This window comes from Methanobacterium bryantii (assembly GCF_002287175.1).
Taxonomy (GTDB): domain Archaea; phylum Methanobacteriota; class Methanobacteria; order Methanobacteriales; family Methanobacteriaceae; genus Methanobacterium_D; species Methanobacterium_D bryantii.
In genome coordinates, this window is record NZ_LMVM01000012.1 from 330,724 (window position 1) to 344,567 (window position 13,844).

Annotated in this window: 15 protein-coding genes; 3 read left to right on the forward strand and 12 right to left on the reverse strand. The window is 35.1% G+C overall.

Annotated features, from left to right (window positions below):
- Window positions 1-191 precede the first annotated feature (191 nt).
- Both ASJ80_RS07045 and ASJ80_RS07050 read left to right on the forward strand, forming a co-directional pair.
- Entirely contained in the window at window positions 192-1,244 is a 1,053-nt protein-coding gene (locus ASJ80_RS07045) for an ABC transporter permease (protein WP_069584284.1), read from the forward strand.
- Window positions 1,237-1,908, forward strand: a complete 672-nt coding sequence (locus ASJ80_RS07050) for an ABC transporter ATP-binding protein (protein WP_069584283.1) — start codon at window positions 1,237-1,239, stop codon at window positions 1,906-1,908. Before ASJ80_RS07045 ends, ASJ80_RS07050 begins: the two co-directional genes overlap by 8 nt.
- A gap of 327 nt (window positions 1,909-2,235) precedes the next feature.
- On the opposite strand, the gene ASJ80_RS07055 is transcribed toward ASJ80_RS07050, so the two are convergent.
- The 8 genes from ASJ80_RS07055 to ASJ80_RS07090 form a co-directional block, all read right to left on the reverse strand.
- A complete protein-coding gene (locus ASJ80_RS07055) occupies window positions 2,236-2,700 on the reverse strand; it encodes a GNAT family N-acetyltransferase (protein ID WP_069584282.1) in 465 nt (154 codons plus the stop codon).
- 7 nt (window positions 2,701-2,707) lie between these two features.
- Complete coding sequence (locus ASJ80_RS07060) at window positions 2,708-3,721, reverse strand: prenyltransferase/squalene oxidase repeat-containing protein (RefSeq protein WP_069584281.1); 1,014 nt, start codon at window positions 3,719-3,721, stop codon at window positions 2,708-2,710.
- A 61-nt stretch (window positions 3,722-3,782) separates the two neighbouring features.
- Entirely contained in the window at window positions 3,783-4,220 is a 438-nt protein-coding gene (locus ASJ80_RS07065) for a nucleoside deaminase (protein ID WP_069584280.1), read from the reverse strand.
- A 256-nt stretch (window positions 4,221-4,476) separates the two neighbouring features.
- Window positions 4,477-5,139: an HD domain-containing protein gene (locus ASJ80_RS07070; RefSeq protein WP_069584279.1), complete on the reverse strand. Its 663-nt coding sequence runs from the start codon at window positions 5,137-5,139 to the stop codon at window positions 4,477-4,479.
- 242 nt (window positions 5,140-5,381) lie between these two features.
- Complete coding sequence (locus ASJ80_RS07075) at window positions 5,382-5,879, reverse strand: 3-isopropylmalate dehydratase small subunit (RefSeq protein ID WP_069584278.1); 498 nt, start codon at window positions 5,877-5,879, stop codon at window positions 5,382-5,384.
- 15 nt (window positions 5,880-5,894) lie between these two features.
- Entirely contained in the window at window positions 5,895-7,151 is a 1,257-nt protein-coding gene (hacA, locus tag ASJ80_RS07080; protein WP_069584277.1) for a homoaconitase large subunit, read from the reverse strand.
- A 26-nt stretch (window positions 7,152-7,177) separates the two neighbouring features.
- On the reverse strand, window positions 7,178-7,945 hold the full coding sequence (locus ASJ80_RS07085) for a class I SAM-dependent methyltransferase (protein WP_069584276.1): 768 nt from the start codon (window positions 7,943-7,945) through the stop codon (window positions 7,178-7,180).
- A gap of 69 nt (window positions 7,946-8,014) precedes the next feature.
- On the reverse strand, window positions 8,015-8,440 hold the full coding sequence (locus tag ASJ80_RS07090) for a MarR family winged helix-turn-helix transcriptional regulator (protein ID WP_069584275.1): 426 nt from the start codon (window positions 8,438-8,440) through the stop codon (window positions 8,015-8,017).
- Window positions 8,441-8,725: 285 nt separating this feature from the next.
- Here ASJ80_RS07090 and ASJ80_RS07100 point away from each other — a divergent pair, with 285 nt between their 5' ends.
- Window positions 8,726-9,598 (forward strand): hypothetical protein, encoded by an 873-nt coding sequence (locus tag ASJ80_RS07100; RefSeq protein ID WP_083241000.1) that lies wholly within the window; start codon window positions 8,726-8,728, stop codon window positions 9,596-9,598.
- A 40-nt stretch (window positions 9,599-9,638) separates the two neighbouring features.
- Here the strand turns inward: ASJ80_RS07100 and ASJ80_RS07105 are convergent, their stop codons facing one another.
- The 4 genes from ASJ80_RS07105 to ASJ80_RS07120 form a co-directional block, all read right to left on the reverse strand.
- On the reverse strand, window positions 9,639-10,319 hold the full coding sequence (locus ASJ80_RS07105) for a DUF4332 domain-containing protein (protein WP_069584272.1): 681 nt from the start codon (window positions 10,317-10,319) through the stop codon (window positions 9,639-9,641).
- Between the two features lie 47 nt (window positions 10,320-10,366).
- The gene (locus ASJ80_RS07110; RefSeq protein WP_069584271.1) at window positions 10,367-11,524 is read right to left on the reverse strand and encodes an aldo/keto reductase; all 1,158 of its coding nucleotides are present in this window, start codon (window positions 11,522-11,524) and stop codon (window positions 10,367-10,369) included.
- Window positions 11,525-11,755: 231 nt separating this feature from the next.
- The gene (locus tag ASJ80_RS07115; protein WP_069584270.1) at window positions 11,756-12,889 is read right to left on the reverse strand and encodes an aldo/keto reductase; all 1,134 of its coding nucleotides are present in this window, start codon (window positions 12,887-12,889) and stop codon (window positions 11,756-11,758) included.
- A gap of 126 nt (window positions 12,890-13,015) precedes the next feature.
- On the reverse strand, window positions 13,016-13,519 hold the full coding sequence (locus tag ASJ80_RS07120) for a phage minor head protein (protein WP_069584269.1): 504 nt from the start codon (window positions 13,517-13,519) through the stop codon (window positions 13,016-13,018).
- Window positions 13,520-13,844 lie beyond the last annotated feature (325 nt).

Sequence of the window (13,844 nt, forward strand, 5' to 3'; positions counted from 1 at the left end):
AAGTTAAAAAGTCAGAATAAAATGGTTTAATAGTAAAACACGTTGTCATTTTTAAATACAATTATTGATTGAGGTTGAAGAAATTTTCAATTCCTCAAAACCTATGGTTTTGGGCCGCAAAAATGTAGTTTTTGCGAGCTTTGATTGAGAATTTTCAAACCCAAAATAGAAAATTTTAGAGGCTGAAGAAAATGGATCTTTATAAATTGGCGTTTAATAATATTCGCAGAAAAAAGCTTAGGAGCGCATTAACCGCTCTGGGGATAATTATTGGAGCTGCAACAATTGTTGTACTCCTTGGAATAACTGCAGGAGCAACTTCGGCAGTCCAGGAGCAGACAGACCAATATATGTACGATGTGGTAATAGCCCCTGCATCAAGTAGTGGAACTTATTTAATGGATTCTCAAACGGTTTCGAAGGTAGAGAAAATGTCGGACCTCTATGGGTTGAGGGAAGTAACCATCTTTTCGGAAAATATCAATGGAACTAGAGTAAACTTCGAAGGGGTAAATGACTGGAGACAGGTTAAATTAATAAATGGAACGCAGGGAGTGGTAATTAATAAAGCTACTGCAGATAAATTTGGCCTTGGTATTGGGGATAAAATAAAAGCCAAAGATCAGCAGTTAACCATCACTGGAATATCTAAAGAAGAACAGGCGATTTATGTCTACTTAAACCAGGATATAGCACAAAAAGTCACTGGTAATAAAGTAAGCGCTATCTACGCTAGATCACATGTAAGCCCAAATGCCACAGTTGATGAAATAGAAAATCAGGTAGATGGTGTCTCTGTTTTAACTAAATCAGAAAAAGTTGCTGAAATTCAGAAGCAAACCAGCCAGGCACTCTTGTTTATAGGAATTATTGCATGTATAGCTCTGGTTGTGGGAATCATAAGTGTAGTAAATACCATGATGATGAGTGTCATGGAGAGAACAAGAGAATTAGGAGTTTTAAAAGCAATTGGATTTACAAACTGGGAACTAAAAGGAAGTATACTCTTTGAATCCGGTCTTTTAGGGTTCTTAGGGGCAATTTTAGGAGTCATTCTTGGTATTATAGGTATAGTAGTATTTGCAAATATGCTTGACTTTACAGATTATATACCTCAAATGATGCCTGTGTGGTTAATTGGAGGGGTAATTGTAGGATCTACTCTCTTATGTATCCTGGCAGGTTTATATCCGGCAATGCGTGCTTCAAAATTAAATGTTGTGGAGGCTCTTAGACATGAATAATGCAGTACTTGAATTTAATAATGTTTGGAAAACTTATACCATGGGAGATGAATTGATAAATGCTTTAGCTGGTTTAAACATGGCTCTGGAGAAAGGTTCCTTTACAGCAGTCATGGGGCCGTCTGGATCCGGCAAATCCACATTTTTGCACGTGGCCGGAATATTAGACATGCCTTCAAGCGGTGTAATTAAAATTAATGGGAAAGAGGCCAAGAAATTATCAGTTAAAGAGCAGGCTAGACTTCGAAGAAATGAAATTGGTTTTATATTTCAGCGTTTTAACCTGATGTCACAGCTTACAGTCCTTGAAAATGTCATGCTCCCTATGATAAAAGAGGATACAAAGAAAGCTATAGACCTTTTAAACAGAATGGGATTGGGCTCAAAATCTAATAAATACCCAGGGCAGCTTTCAGGTGGAGAGCAGCAGCGTGTTGCAATAGCCAGAGCTCTTATAAATGATCCATCAATTATTTTAGCTGATGAACCGACAGGAGAACTTGACACTAAAAATGCAGACTCCATAATGCAGGTCCTCAAAGATCTGAATCAAAATGAAGGAGTAAGCATTGTTGTTGTTACCCATAATCAGGCATCGTCAGATTTTGCAGATGAAATTCTTCATATGAGTGACGGTAATTTCGTTGATAATGGGAGTAAATAGATGATATCCTAAAATTAACCAGCTTCAGATTATGCTTGTGGGAGGGTGGGTAATCACTACTTATTTTTTTATGAGAATCAAAATCCGTCTCCGTGGGTTATAAACCTCCTTATCTATGATTCTCAAGGTATACGAGTATAATCTGAATCATTATTTTAGAAAATTTCTAAAGACAATCAAAAGGGAGATGTGATATAAAATAATATTAAAACAGGTTTAAAGACTATATTTTTCAATATAAACATCTGAAATCATTAATTAGAAATCGTTCAGAAATAATTATATTCATATCTAATGATGTTAATAGAAATTTTTTAAAAACTTTATTCAGCTTATTTTCTTAAGACATATCAAATTATAAGGTTTATACTTGTTTTTAAACCAGAAACCTTTTGATATTTCATTAAAATCTGAAATTACACATTCAATTGTGTAAATATCTTTAGTTATAAACCATTTTTCTATTTGTGTCACTAATTCTTCTCCAATTCCTTTATTTCGATGCTTTTCGGTTATGCATATTTCTACTATGGTTCCTATCTTGTCTTCTTTATAAACAGGTGGAAGCTGCGATTCTTCAGCCATTAAATAACCTACAATGTTATTTTCAATTTCGCAGACTAGAACTATACTTTCATGACTTTTAAGGATTTTTTTAAGATAAAATTCGTAAATTTGCTGGGCATCTGGTTTAATATCATATATGCTGCTTTTTTGGATATGAAAATTCATCAGTTCTTCCCATAAATCTACAATTGATTCTGTGTCATCTAAAGTTGCTTCTCTTATCATGTTACCACTATTTATAAAATCTCTTAAAAATTCTACAGACTGTTAAAGTAAGCCATAGACGAGTTTCAAATAGTCTTTTGTTATCTGGAGATTTATGGATTTTTGAGTAAGATACTTTCCACAAGCCGTCATTTTCTTGATGACATTCAATCCAGTTTAAAGCGTTTTTAATATCTGGATCTTCTTCGGGAAGTCCGATTAATGAAATAGAATCAAGTGCAGATATCACATTGGTCCACCAGAAAGGAAACTGAAACCTCACCCAATTATCTGGGTGCTGGTATGATGTCCAGTTATCTTTTTTAAAGAACTTTGATTTTAAAAGTTCAGCAGCTTTTAATGTGAGTTTAGAATGTTTATAATCACTGTGGACTGAAAATGCCCTTAAGACCATTCCAGTACCTGCCGCTGAAAATGGTTTTGATTTATCAAAGGCTTTCATAGATTCTCTATTTATATTTGAAGTTAAATCATTGATCTCCAACCGCGAAAGATCAGTGCCAATCATTCCAGGACTTCCAATTACCCATCCGCCGTCATTTTGTCTCATATCAAGAAGCCATTTAAATCCTTTTTCTATCCGGAAGTCATTTTCATAACCTGCTTTTATTAGCAGGTACATTATTGCTCCAGTATAGTATGGGGCATACTGGTTTGCGAGTATTCCTCTGATATCTCCTTCATCTGTTTGGCATGAAAATAAATATTCTGAAGCTTTTCTAATTGCAGGATGGCTATTGTTCATTTCGTATTGTTGGATCAAATATCTAAACTGCTTCCATGTTTCAATTAAAGGATATTTAACTCCAGAATTATTTTTTTTAGTTTTAGGTTGCCATGATCCATCTAACTGCTGCTTTTTAAGTATTTTCTGGACTTCTGCTAACTCCCATAAATTATTTATGGGTTCTACTTCTTCTTCTAATAAATCTCGCGTAGTAAAATAAATTACTGCATCATTTTTTGATCCAAGAAGTGATTTAATGGGATCATATTTAAATTTTAAGAGCCAATCAGCCATTTAACCGCCTTAAATTTATAATTTTACACAAAATTATAAGTATATTTTGAATATGATGATTTTATAAACCTATATCTTCATTCCATAATTTTGGACGTGTTTCAATGAAGTCTGACATCATTTTAATACATGATGGATCTTGAATAACTTTTACATTAACTCCCCTGGATCTAAGTAGTTCTTCTTCACCCATGAAGTTCTTATTCTCTCCTATTATCACTTTTGGAATACCGTAAAGCAAAATAGCTCCAGAACACATTGGACATGGTGATAATGTGGTATAAAGAACACACTCACTGTAAAAAACCCCACTATGGCGCCCACCATTCTCTAGCGCGTCCATTTCTCCGTGAAGTATTGTGCTTCCATTTTGCACGCGCCTGTTATGTCCTTGACCTATTATTTTGCCTTTATGGACAAGAACAGAACCAATGGGAATGCCTCCTTCAGATAATCCTTTTTTTGCTTCTTCCATCGCTGCTTGCATGAATTTATCCATTTAACTCCTCTAAGATGTAATATTTTTTATAGAACCACTGTGCTGGCATTTGCAGTTATATTAAATTTTGAATTATAGATTTTTGATGGCGTCATATTAAATATTACCTTTAAATTACATCAATTCAAGTTAATTAATTATTTTAATGTTTCAATTAAGTTTAATGCTTAATTTTCGGGTCATATACAGCTGTTTTTTAGAGACTGTACTTGTTCAGTCCATTTTAATCTCCAGAGTTTTCCAATAATTATATTATTTACTTTTCTATATTATCATGTTCTTCCCATTCTTCAAGGAATCTATCTAGAAATTGTTCCATAAATTTATGTCTATTTTCTGCAATCTCTCTGGCAGTTTCAGTATTCATTAAATCCTTTAAAAGCAGTAATTTTTCATAAAAATGATTTATAGTAGGCCCCTTATTGTTTTTGTACTGCTTGAATGATTCATGCATTACAGGTTTAATATCAGGATTATACATTTCGCGCCCTTTATAGCCACCATAAGCGAATGCTCTCCCTATACCAATAGCTCCAATAGCATCTAGTCTATCTGCATCCTGGACAATCATCCCTTCAATGGTTTTCATGGGTGTTTTAACTCCAGCGCCCTTAAAAGATATATCTTTAATAATCTCAATTATATGTGAAATTATATCCTTTTCAACATTCAACTTTTCAAGCCATTCTCGTGCAACATGGAGACCAATATTTTCATTTCCGCCGTGGAACTTCCAGTCTGCTATGTCGTGGAGTAAAGCTGCAAGCTGGGTCACCAACAGATCAGCATTTTCTTCTTCAGCGATATAGACTGAATTTTTCCAAACACGGTAAACATGCCACCAGTCATGTCCAGAACTTTCGCCCTGTAATTTACTCTGCACAAATTTCTCGGTTTGTCTGATAATTTTTGAATCCATGTTAATTATGGGATGCACTAGAAAATAAAAAGTTTTTGAAAAAAGAGTTTAAAAGAATTTAATATAATTAGTAATTTATTCTTAAGTAGGGAATAAACCTTCATTTGTTAGTTTTTGAAAAAAATAAGAAAGTTAAAGGTATTTTGATTTATTATAATTCATATTTAGCAATTTCTTTTTAAGTAGGGAATAATCCCTAATTTGTTGTTGTTTAAAAAAAATAAATAGTTAAGAAGGATTTACTATAATTCACCTTTAGCAATTTCTTCTTTTAAGTAGGGGATAAGCCCTCCTTTATCCAGTATATTACGCATGAATCCAGGTAATCCTTTGATGGTGAATTCTTCTCCAGTGGTTAAATTCTTTAGAATTCCCTTCTCCATATCTATTTCAAGTTCATCTCCTTGCGAAACATGTTTGGAGATGTCTTTTATTTCTATAAGTGGTATACCAAGGTTTATGGCGTTTCGATAGAATATTCTTGCGAATGATTCTGCAACTACTGCAGAGATACCTGCGCCTTTCATTGCGATAGGTGCATGCTCTCTTGATGAGCCGCAGCCGAAATTCTTACCTCCAACAATTATATCTCCTTTTTTTACTTTTTTGGGGAATTCTGGGTCTGCTCCTTCCATTAAATGCTGTGCAAGGTCTGATTCACATCTTAAAACAAGATATCTTCCAGGGAGAATCAGATCTGTATCTATATCATTTCCAAATTTCCATGCTCTTCCTTTCATAATAACCACCTTTTTTTATAGATTCCTCGGATCTTCGATTTTTCCGGTGATTGCAGATGCTGCTGCAACTGCTGCAGAACTCAGGTAAACTTCACCTTCGCTGCTGCCCTGTCTTCCTTTAAAGTTCCTGTTTGATGTTGAGAGGCTGACTTCTCCGGGTCCGATGAGCCCTACGTGTCCACCGAGGCATGGTCCGCAGCACGGGTTGCAAACAAGTGCTCCCGAGTCTACGAAAATGTTCATTAACCCTTCGTTAAGCGCTTTGGTGTAAACTTCACGTGAAGCTGGGATCACAAGCATCCGGATGCTGTTTGAAACCTTATTTCCTTTAAGAATCTTTGCAGCGTCTCTAAGATCCTGAATTCGCCCATTAGTACATGAGCCGAGGAAAACCTGGTCTATAGGTGTCCCTTCAACTTCAGAGATACCGTGAACATTATCCACATTGTGTGGGCATGCAATCTGTGGTTCAAGTTCGCTGACATCTATGTCCATAATCTCAAGGGATGCAGCGTCATCATCTCCTTTGATTATATTGTAAGATTTATTAGTATGGTTTTTAAGGTAGTTTACTGTTTTTTGATCTGGCTCAACGAGCCCTGTTTTACCGCCCATCTCAATAGCCATGTTACACATAACCATCCTATCTGAAACTGACATGTTACTTGTTGTTTCACCTGCAAACTGACATGCTTTATATGTTGCACCATCAGCACCAATCTGACCTATTATGTTGAGTACCACATCTTTTGCATAGGTGTGTTCTGGGAGTGTTCCTTCTATGTTGAATTTGATTGTTTCTGGCACTTTAAACCACAGTTTTCCTGTTGCAAAAACCATTGACATGTCGGTTGAACCTATACCTGTTGCAAAAGCTCCTAAGGCTCCGTGTGTACAGGTGTGGGAATCAGTTCCAACTACAATTTCTCCAGGAACTACATGTCCTTTTTCTGGGAGAACCTGGTGACACACACCTTCTCTGACATCGTAAAAATTGGTTATTCCCTGTTCTTTTACGAATTTTCTCATTATCATATGGTTTGTGACTGCATCAAGCGAGTCTGCGGGTACTTGATGGTCAAAAAGAATTACAATTTTCTCAGGATCCCATACTTTAGGAACTCCTATCTTCTCAAAAGCTTCCACAGATAGAGGGCCTGTAAGGTCGTGGGTCATTGCAACATCGATGTTGGCCATGACTACATCTCCAGCCTCGACCTCTTTTTTACCGGAAGCCTTTGCAAATATTTTTTCTGCTATTGTCATAGACATAATTATTCCTCCTGTTATTGACAACTTTAAAATGATTTTTTACCGCCTATTAAACACCATAACAGGTGCTTAGAGAATATATCAGTTTCAGTAAAACCTATCTCTTTTAAGCAGTCTAATTGAGCTAAAAAAGGCTCATGAATGTCATTTCCTTCCTGTTTAGGAAGATGGGCGTTATCTAAATTTCTTTTTTTCCAGTTGCTGAATTTTTCCATCCATGCTTCATAAGGGCTGGATAAATCATCAGAAACTATATATTTTTGTTCTTTAGCATGATGAACCCAATAATAAAGGTTTTTTAGGTATGCATCTTCAGTTACGGTTTTCATTTCATCGATATTAAAAAACCAGCCGCCTTCTTCCAGCACATCATAACATTTCTGGTACAATTTCTTTTTATTTTCAGTTTGAAGGTGGTGAATTGCAGACATGGATGTAATTACGGTAGGTTTTACGGTAATTTCTGATTCCCAGTTTCTGCAAAAATCCGACTTGATATAATTCACTCTATCTTTGTATTTCTGTAACTTTTCCTTTGCAACAGACATGAACTCATCAGAGGAATCTATATAGTAGCAGGTTGAATCTGGAAACTCTTTCAGTACTTTTTCAATTAAAATGCCGCTTCCAGCTCCTAAATCTAAAAGGACTATTTTTTCCATGTTTTCAAATTTTAAGATGTCTATAACGGCGTTCTGCAGGAAATCATATCCTGGTACCATTAGCTGGCACATTTTATCATAGTTAACTGCCATTTTCTGCAGGTGAAAGCGGTTTTTATCTATTTGTTCCATAATAACCTCCTTTACTATTTAATTAATTTCTAATTAGTTTTGCGAAACTAACTATATCTTGAAAAAAAATTACAGTCCCGATGCAGTAATTTTACCTATGATTTTAATGAAGTTCTCAACTTCATCTTCATTTAAAACATCCAAAATCTTTTTAATTGCATTTTTGTGAACTTGCATGTGTATTTTAATTATATTTTCGCCTTTTGGTGTTAACCCGAGGAAATAAAATCGTTTATCTTCATTTGATTGAATTTTAGTCACGATGCCTCGATCTATTAACTGGTTAATAGCTATAGAAACTGTAGATTTCTTGACGTCCAGCATCTTTGCTATCTCAGACACGCTTATATTTTCATGCTTGTTGATTAATTCAATGTAATACAATTGGCGCAGGGTGAAACTTTTTAAATCACCGCTTAAGATCTGATTCTGGAAGTTTCCCATCAGTTCGGTTAATTTATCAACTGCCTCTACCAGTTCAAGTTCATAAGTCATATATTTCATCCTCTTGAGTAAATAGTTTTATCTAACTAACTATTATATAAATTTATTGGAGGGTTTTCATGTACTTATATTATTTTGCTAACTTTGAATAGTTTTAAATGCTTATTTTTACTTTTAAATCTGTTTAATGGCTTGAAATAAGAAAATATATTAAACAAAACGACTATAATTATAATAAATTGAATAGAACGAGGTGAAAAAATAGCAAATATCAAAGAAATTAAATCTATTGAATTAATTTCTTTTACACGAATAGCATCTTCAACAGCTGCAATTTTGGTATTCATTTACTCTGTGATAATTTTAATCATATCTAGGATTGTAACAACTTTTATACCCCATTTAGGTACATTTGGTGATATTATAGATGGTATGGGTATAGCATCAGTTGTTATCCTCCCAATAACTGCATATTTCCTGATCATGGCAGTAAGTTTTTTCAGCGGACTGCTTTATAACAGGATAACCTCCAGATTATGTGGTATAAAATTAAGGTTGGATAACAATGAAATAACAGAAATACCTGTAAAAGCATTTTCTCTAATTATAGCGAGCATTGAAACAATATGGCTGTTTATTGTGGGTTTGTTTTTGGCAGCGGCAATTATACCGTTTACAAACATTATAATTATGTTAATTAATTTTGTAGCCAGCGCTATTGAGAGGAGTATCGATATTAGTGGATCAACTCTCCTAATTGGCACTGCTTTAGGAACAAATGGAGCTACACTGGCATTAATTTTGATAATTGGATTACCACTTGTAACCTTTGCATATGGGCTTGTTAGCAATGGGTTATTTGCAATATTTTACAATTACATAGCCACAAAATTTATCAAAATGCAGTTGGATATTGAAGTAATTTCAGGAAATCTGCACGAAATAAAATCTTTGCCAGTTGTAGCTGCTGCAGCACCGCTTTCAGGAGCTGTATTTGGTGCATTCGGGGTCATTATGGGACTTATAACTTTGTTATCCCTTGCTGTAACTGGAAATCCAAGTGTTGGAAACATAATAAATGACATTACAATCATTGTATTAAATGGGCTAAGTTATTTTTTAGGCTATTTCCTTATTTTTGCTTTAATTGCAGTGATTTACAACTTTTTAGCTCCACGAATTGGTGGAATTATGCTTAAGTTTGAATAATCAGTTATTATTCCATTTTAAAGAGTAATAATAGATTGTTTCAGTAGTATATTGCCTTTGGAACCATTTTAGAAACTTTAATGCAGAGTTCAACGTCGCTTTCGATAAATCTGCCCTTTGTATATCCTTTTTCCTCATTAATTTCAATAAGTTTTCTATAAAGAGTTTTTGCATCTGCTTTTGATAGTTTTTCTACAGTATCCGTTCTAGAATCTAAAAACATACGTGCAAAAACTGGACCAATCCATTTAACCCGTGACAAATCAGTTAATTTGGTTAATTTTACTATTTCTTCTGGATTTATCTTAGTTTCGGCAGCTAACTTGACTCTCTCATCAGGAGTTTTAATTATTTTAAATAAGTGGGCAGTATTTTTAATGCCCATATTGTTTAATTTGCTTAAAGTATCTTTTTCAATGCCTGGAAACTTTTCAAGATTCACGGGTTTTGGCAGATAACTGTTTACTTCTCTTCTTAAAATTAAAATATAATCTTGAGGCAAACTTGATTTATCCGCAAATTCTTTGGCTTTTTTGGGAGTTTTCAGTGAGATTAATAGATCATTAAGATTTTTAATTCCTTTACTTTCTAAAATTTTAAATCTATTATCAATTTGCTCTTTTAATATTCTCCTGCTTGGAAGAAGGTCTGATTCTGTTAGTTCCTGCTTAAATTTATTTAATGGATACTTTTCAAGGTCAATATAATAGCTGTCAGTCATATTAATCCTCAAATTTATTTTATGTCATTAACATCTGTTTTAATATTTTATCCTTTCTCAAAAGTCTCAACCACTTCTTTAAGGTACTTCCTTATTGGAATATCCTGTGTGCATTTTTTTTCACATTCGCTGCAGTCATCACAAGCAGATGCATCTACATCTTTGGCCTTCAAGAATCTGTAACTTCCAGATGGTTTTTCCATGTTCTGATAGATGTACAGATCGTTTAGCAGGTTCAGGTTTGCAGGAATATCGACTCCATTAGGGCAGGGCATACAGTAGTTGCAACGGGTGCAGCTTACATGAATTCGTTCAGTGTAAGTATCTTTAGCTTCTTGAATTAGATTTATATCTTCACTGGTGAGACTATTGGCTTTGCCTTCATCTGCAATCCTGATGTTTTCTACAACCTGTTCCATTTTACTCATGCCGCTTAAAACCACATTCACTTCTCCTTGATCCCATAAAAAGCGCAGAGCCCATTCTGTGGGGCTTCTTTTAACAGTGGATTTATCCCATATTGCCTGTACATCTGGAGGAATGTTGTTTGTAAGGCAGCCTCCCCTGAGCGGTTCCATGATTGCCGCGCCAATATCTCTGCTGGCTATGTAATCAAGTCCATCTTTACCAGCTTGAAAGTTTTCATCCATGTAGTTGTACTGAATCAGGGCGAAACTCCAGTTGTAAGAGTCTACAATTTCCTTAAAAAGTTCAACTTCATCATGGTATGAAAAACCAGCGTACTTTATCCTGCCGTCTTCAAGTGCAGAGTCCAGAAATTCAAGTACCTCAAGTTCTTTTAAGTTTGACCATGTATTATTACCAAGACCGTGTAAAAGATAAAAATCTATGCTGTCAGTTTGCAGCCTTTTAAGCTGCATATCGAGGTAATAATTGAAATCTTCTTTTTTCTCGATATTCCAACTGGGTAATTTAGTGGAAAGATATACCTGATCCCTGTAACCTTCTTTTAGAACATTTCCAACAAATATTTCACTTCTGCCTCCTTGAGTTGCATCAAGGCCGTGATAAGGGTAAGCAGTGTCAATATAATTCACACCGTGTTCTATGGCGTAATGGAGCATTTCTGTTGCCAGCGGCTCATTTATTCTTTCAGGGTTGCCGCCGATTATTGGAAGTCTCATGCATCCAAAACCGAGTATTGAAACTTTTTGGCCTGTTTTTCCAAAAGTTCTGTATAACAAAAGTAGTCCTCCTAAAAACGAATTACTTTAATTATTTGGAATTTGGTTTTATTATAATTTTATAATACCGCGCCAAAGTTAAAAGATAGAGAGATAACGGATATTTTTTAATCATTTCTCAAAGGTTATAGGAGTTAAAATTAAAAGATAGGATGATAAGGATATTTTTTAATCATTTCTCAAAGGTTATAGGAGTTAAAATTAAGGTAGGATGATAGGGATATTTTTTAATCATTTCTCGAAAGTTTCAACTGTTTCTTTAAGGTATTCTCTTATCGGGAGGTTTTGTGTACATGTTTCTTCGCATGCACCGCACTGATTACAAAATGAAGCACTCATTCCTTTGGCTATTAAGAATGAATAGTTTCCAGACGGTTTTTGCATGTTCTTATAGATGTAAGTGTCGTTTAATAGATTCAAGTTCAATGGAATATCCACTCCTTGAGGACAAGGCATGCAGTAATTACAGCTTGTGCAGCCAGCATGCATTCTTGCACTGTAAGCTTCTCTAACTTCTTCAATTAGATTTCTTTCATCATCTGTAAGAACATTGGCGTGGCCCTTTTCTGCAATATTTATATTGTCTACAACATGTTCCATTTTACTCATGCCGCTTAAAACCACATCAACTTCTGGCTGGTCCCATAAAAAGAGCAGAGCCCATTCTGCAAGGCTTCTTTTAACTGGGGATTTATCCCATATTGCCCGAATATCTAACGGGATGTTGTCTGTAAGGCAGCTCCCTCTAAGCGGTTCCATTATTACAGTCCCCATTTTGTCTGCTGCATAGTTAAGTCCTACCTTTCCTGCCTGGAACTCCTGATCGATGTAGTTGTACTGGATCTGGGAAAAATCCCATTTGTAAGAGTCCACAACTTCCTTAAAAAATTCAAGTTCATCGTGGAATGAAAAGCCAACATGGCCTATTCTGCCGTCTTCAACTGCAGAGTCCAGGAATTCGAAAACATTTAGATTCAGCAGCTTTTCCCAAAAATTCCTGTGGAGACCGTGCAGGAGATAGAAATCTATCCTGTCGGTTTGTAGTTTTTTGAGCTGTTCATCCAGAAAGCTGTCAAAGTCTTCCTTCTTTTGAACAAGCCAGCTGGGTAATTTGGTGGAAAGATACACATGATCCCTGTAACCGTCTTTCAGGGCATTTCCAACTGCGATTTCGCTCATACCTTTGTGGTAAGGATAAGCTGTATCAACATAATTTACACCGTGTTCTATGGCGTAATGGAGCATTTCTGTTGCCAGTGGTTCATTTATTTTTTCTGGTTTATCATCAAGTATTGGAAGTCTCATGCATCCAAAACCAAGTATTGAAACTTTTTTACCTGTTTTTCCGAAATTTCTGTATAACAAGTGATAATCCTCCGATAAAACTGATTTAAATTAATGAAAATTCATTTCCAATTTACATGTAATAGATTGAATAAAATAGAATGAATTAATTTAAGTAATTTACCCTCAAGTTTAAAAGGTATTAACTTATTTTCTGTGAAACATTAAATCACATCTGCATTCGCCGTGTAAAGGTGGCAGCATATTTAACTGTTCCATAGAATGTTTTTTACCATTTTCATAGGCATTTTTACATATTTCGCATGCATCATCTTTAGATACCGCGCTGAAGAATTTGTATCCTGCGCTGTAATACTCGTACCAGTCAGCAAGGTTTTCAATTCTCTGTTTTTCGCTCACGGCTACTTTATTTGCATCACCGTCTGTTAATCCTTTAGTTTTGAGTATTGGGGTTATTTGTTCTGCTGATTGGCCTTCCAGCATGGCACTTATCATTATATGCATGATCCCTGTTCTTTTAGCTTCTGCCTCTGGAGCGTAGCTTAAATCATAAAGTTCTTCAATGGACGCGACAGCGGCAAGTAGTTCTACATGCCCTCCAAAGTGCACTCCGTTTGTTTCTTGACTTATGATATCGTTTATCTTCGTATTCATTGCAGTTATGACTCTGTGCAGTTGTTCAGCTTTCATGGATATACATTAATGGAACTTATTAAAATCATTTTTTTCAATTTAAAAGGGGAGTACATACATACTTGTAAAAAAAAATAAATCAAAAATAAAGTTCCTAATTTTTAAGATTGCTCATTACTGAACGCTTTTTGGTTCAGTAACTAACGGAATGGTAAAATAAAACGTAGAACATTCACCTCAACCACTTAAAAATTCTATGAATTTTTGGTGTCCCAAACACATTGTGTTTGAGGACTTTTTAGAAAAAAGCCCTCAAAATTTTCAATTTTTGGGCGCCGAAAATCCGTAGGATTTTCGAGCGGTTGATCAAAAACACTCTTTT

Bases quoted from the DNA above. Each gene is read 5' to 3' on its own strand.
- ASJ80_RS07045 (WP_069584284.1), top strand. From the start codon at position 192: ATGGATCTTTATAAATTGGCGTTTAATAATATTCGCAGAAAAAAGCTT.
- ASJ80_RS07120 (WP_069584269.1), bottom strand. From the start codon at position 13,519: ATGAAAGCTGAACAACTGCACAGAGTCATAACTGCAATGAATACGAAG.
- ASJ80_RS07075 (WP_069584278.1), bottom strand. From the start codon at position 5,879: ATGAAAGGAAGAGCATGGAAATTTGGAAATGATATAGATACAGATCTG.
- ASJ80_RS07070 (WP_069584279.1), bottom strand. From the start codon at position 5,139: ATGGATTCAAAAATTATCAGACAAACCGAGAAATTTGTGCAGAGTAAA.
- ASJ80_RS07050 (WP_069584283.1), top strand. From the start codon at position 1,237: ATGAATAATGCAGTACTTGAATTTAATAATGTTTGGAAAACTTATACC.
- ASJ80_RS07090 (WP_069584275.1), bottom strand. From the start codon at position 8,440: ATGACTTATGAACTTGAACTGGTAGAGGCAGTTGATAAATTAACCGAA.
- ASJ80_RS07065 (WP_069584280.1), bottom strand. From the start codon at position 4,220: ATGGATAAATTCATGCAAGCAGCGATGGAAGAAGCAAAAAAAGGATTA.
- ASJ80_RS07105 (WP_069584272.1), bottom strand. From the start codon at position 10,319: ATGACTGACAGCTATTATATTGACCTTGAAAAGTATCCATTAAATAAA.
- hacA (WP_069584277.1), bottom strand. From the start codon at position 7,151: ATGTCTATGACAATAGCAGAAAAAATATTTGCAAAGGCTTCCGGTAAA.
- ASJ80_RS07055 (WP_069584282.1), bottom strand. From the start codon at position 2,700: ATGATAAGAGAAGCAACTTTAGATGACACAGAATCAATTGTAGATTTA.
- ASJ80_RS07085 (WP_069584276.1), bottom strand. From the start codon at position 7,945: ATGGAACAAATAGATAAAAACCGCTTTCACCTGCAGAAAATGGCAGTT.
- ASJ80_RS07060 (WP_069584281.1), bottom strand. From the start codon at position 3,721: ATGGCTGATTGGCTCTTAAAATTTAAATATGATCCCATTAAATCACTT.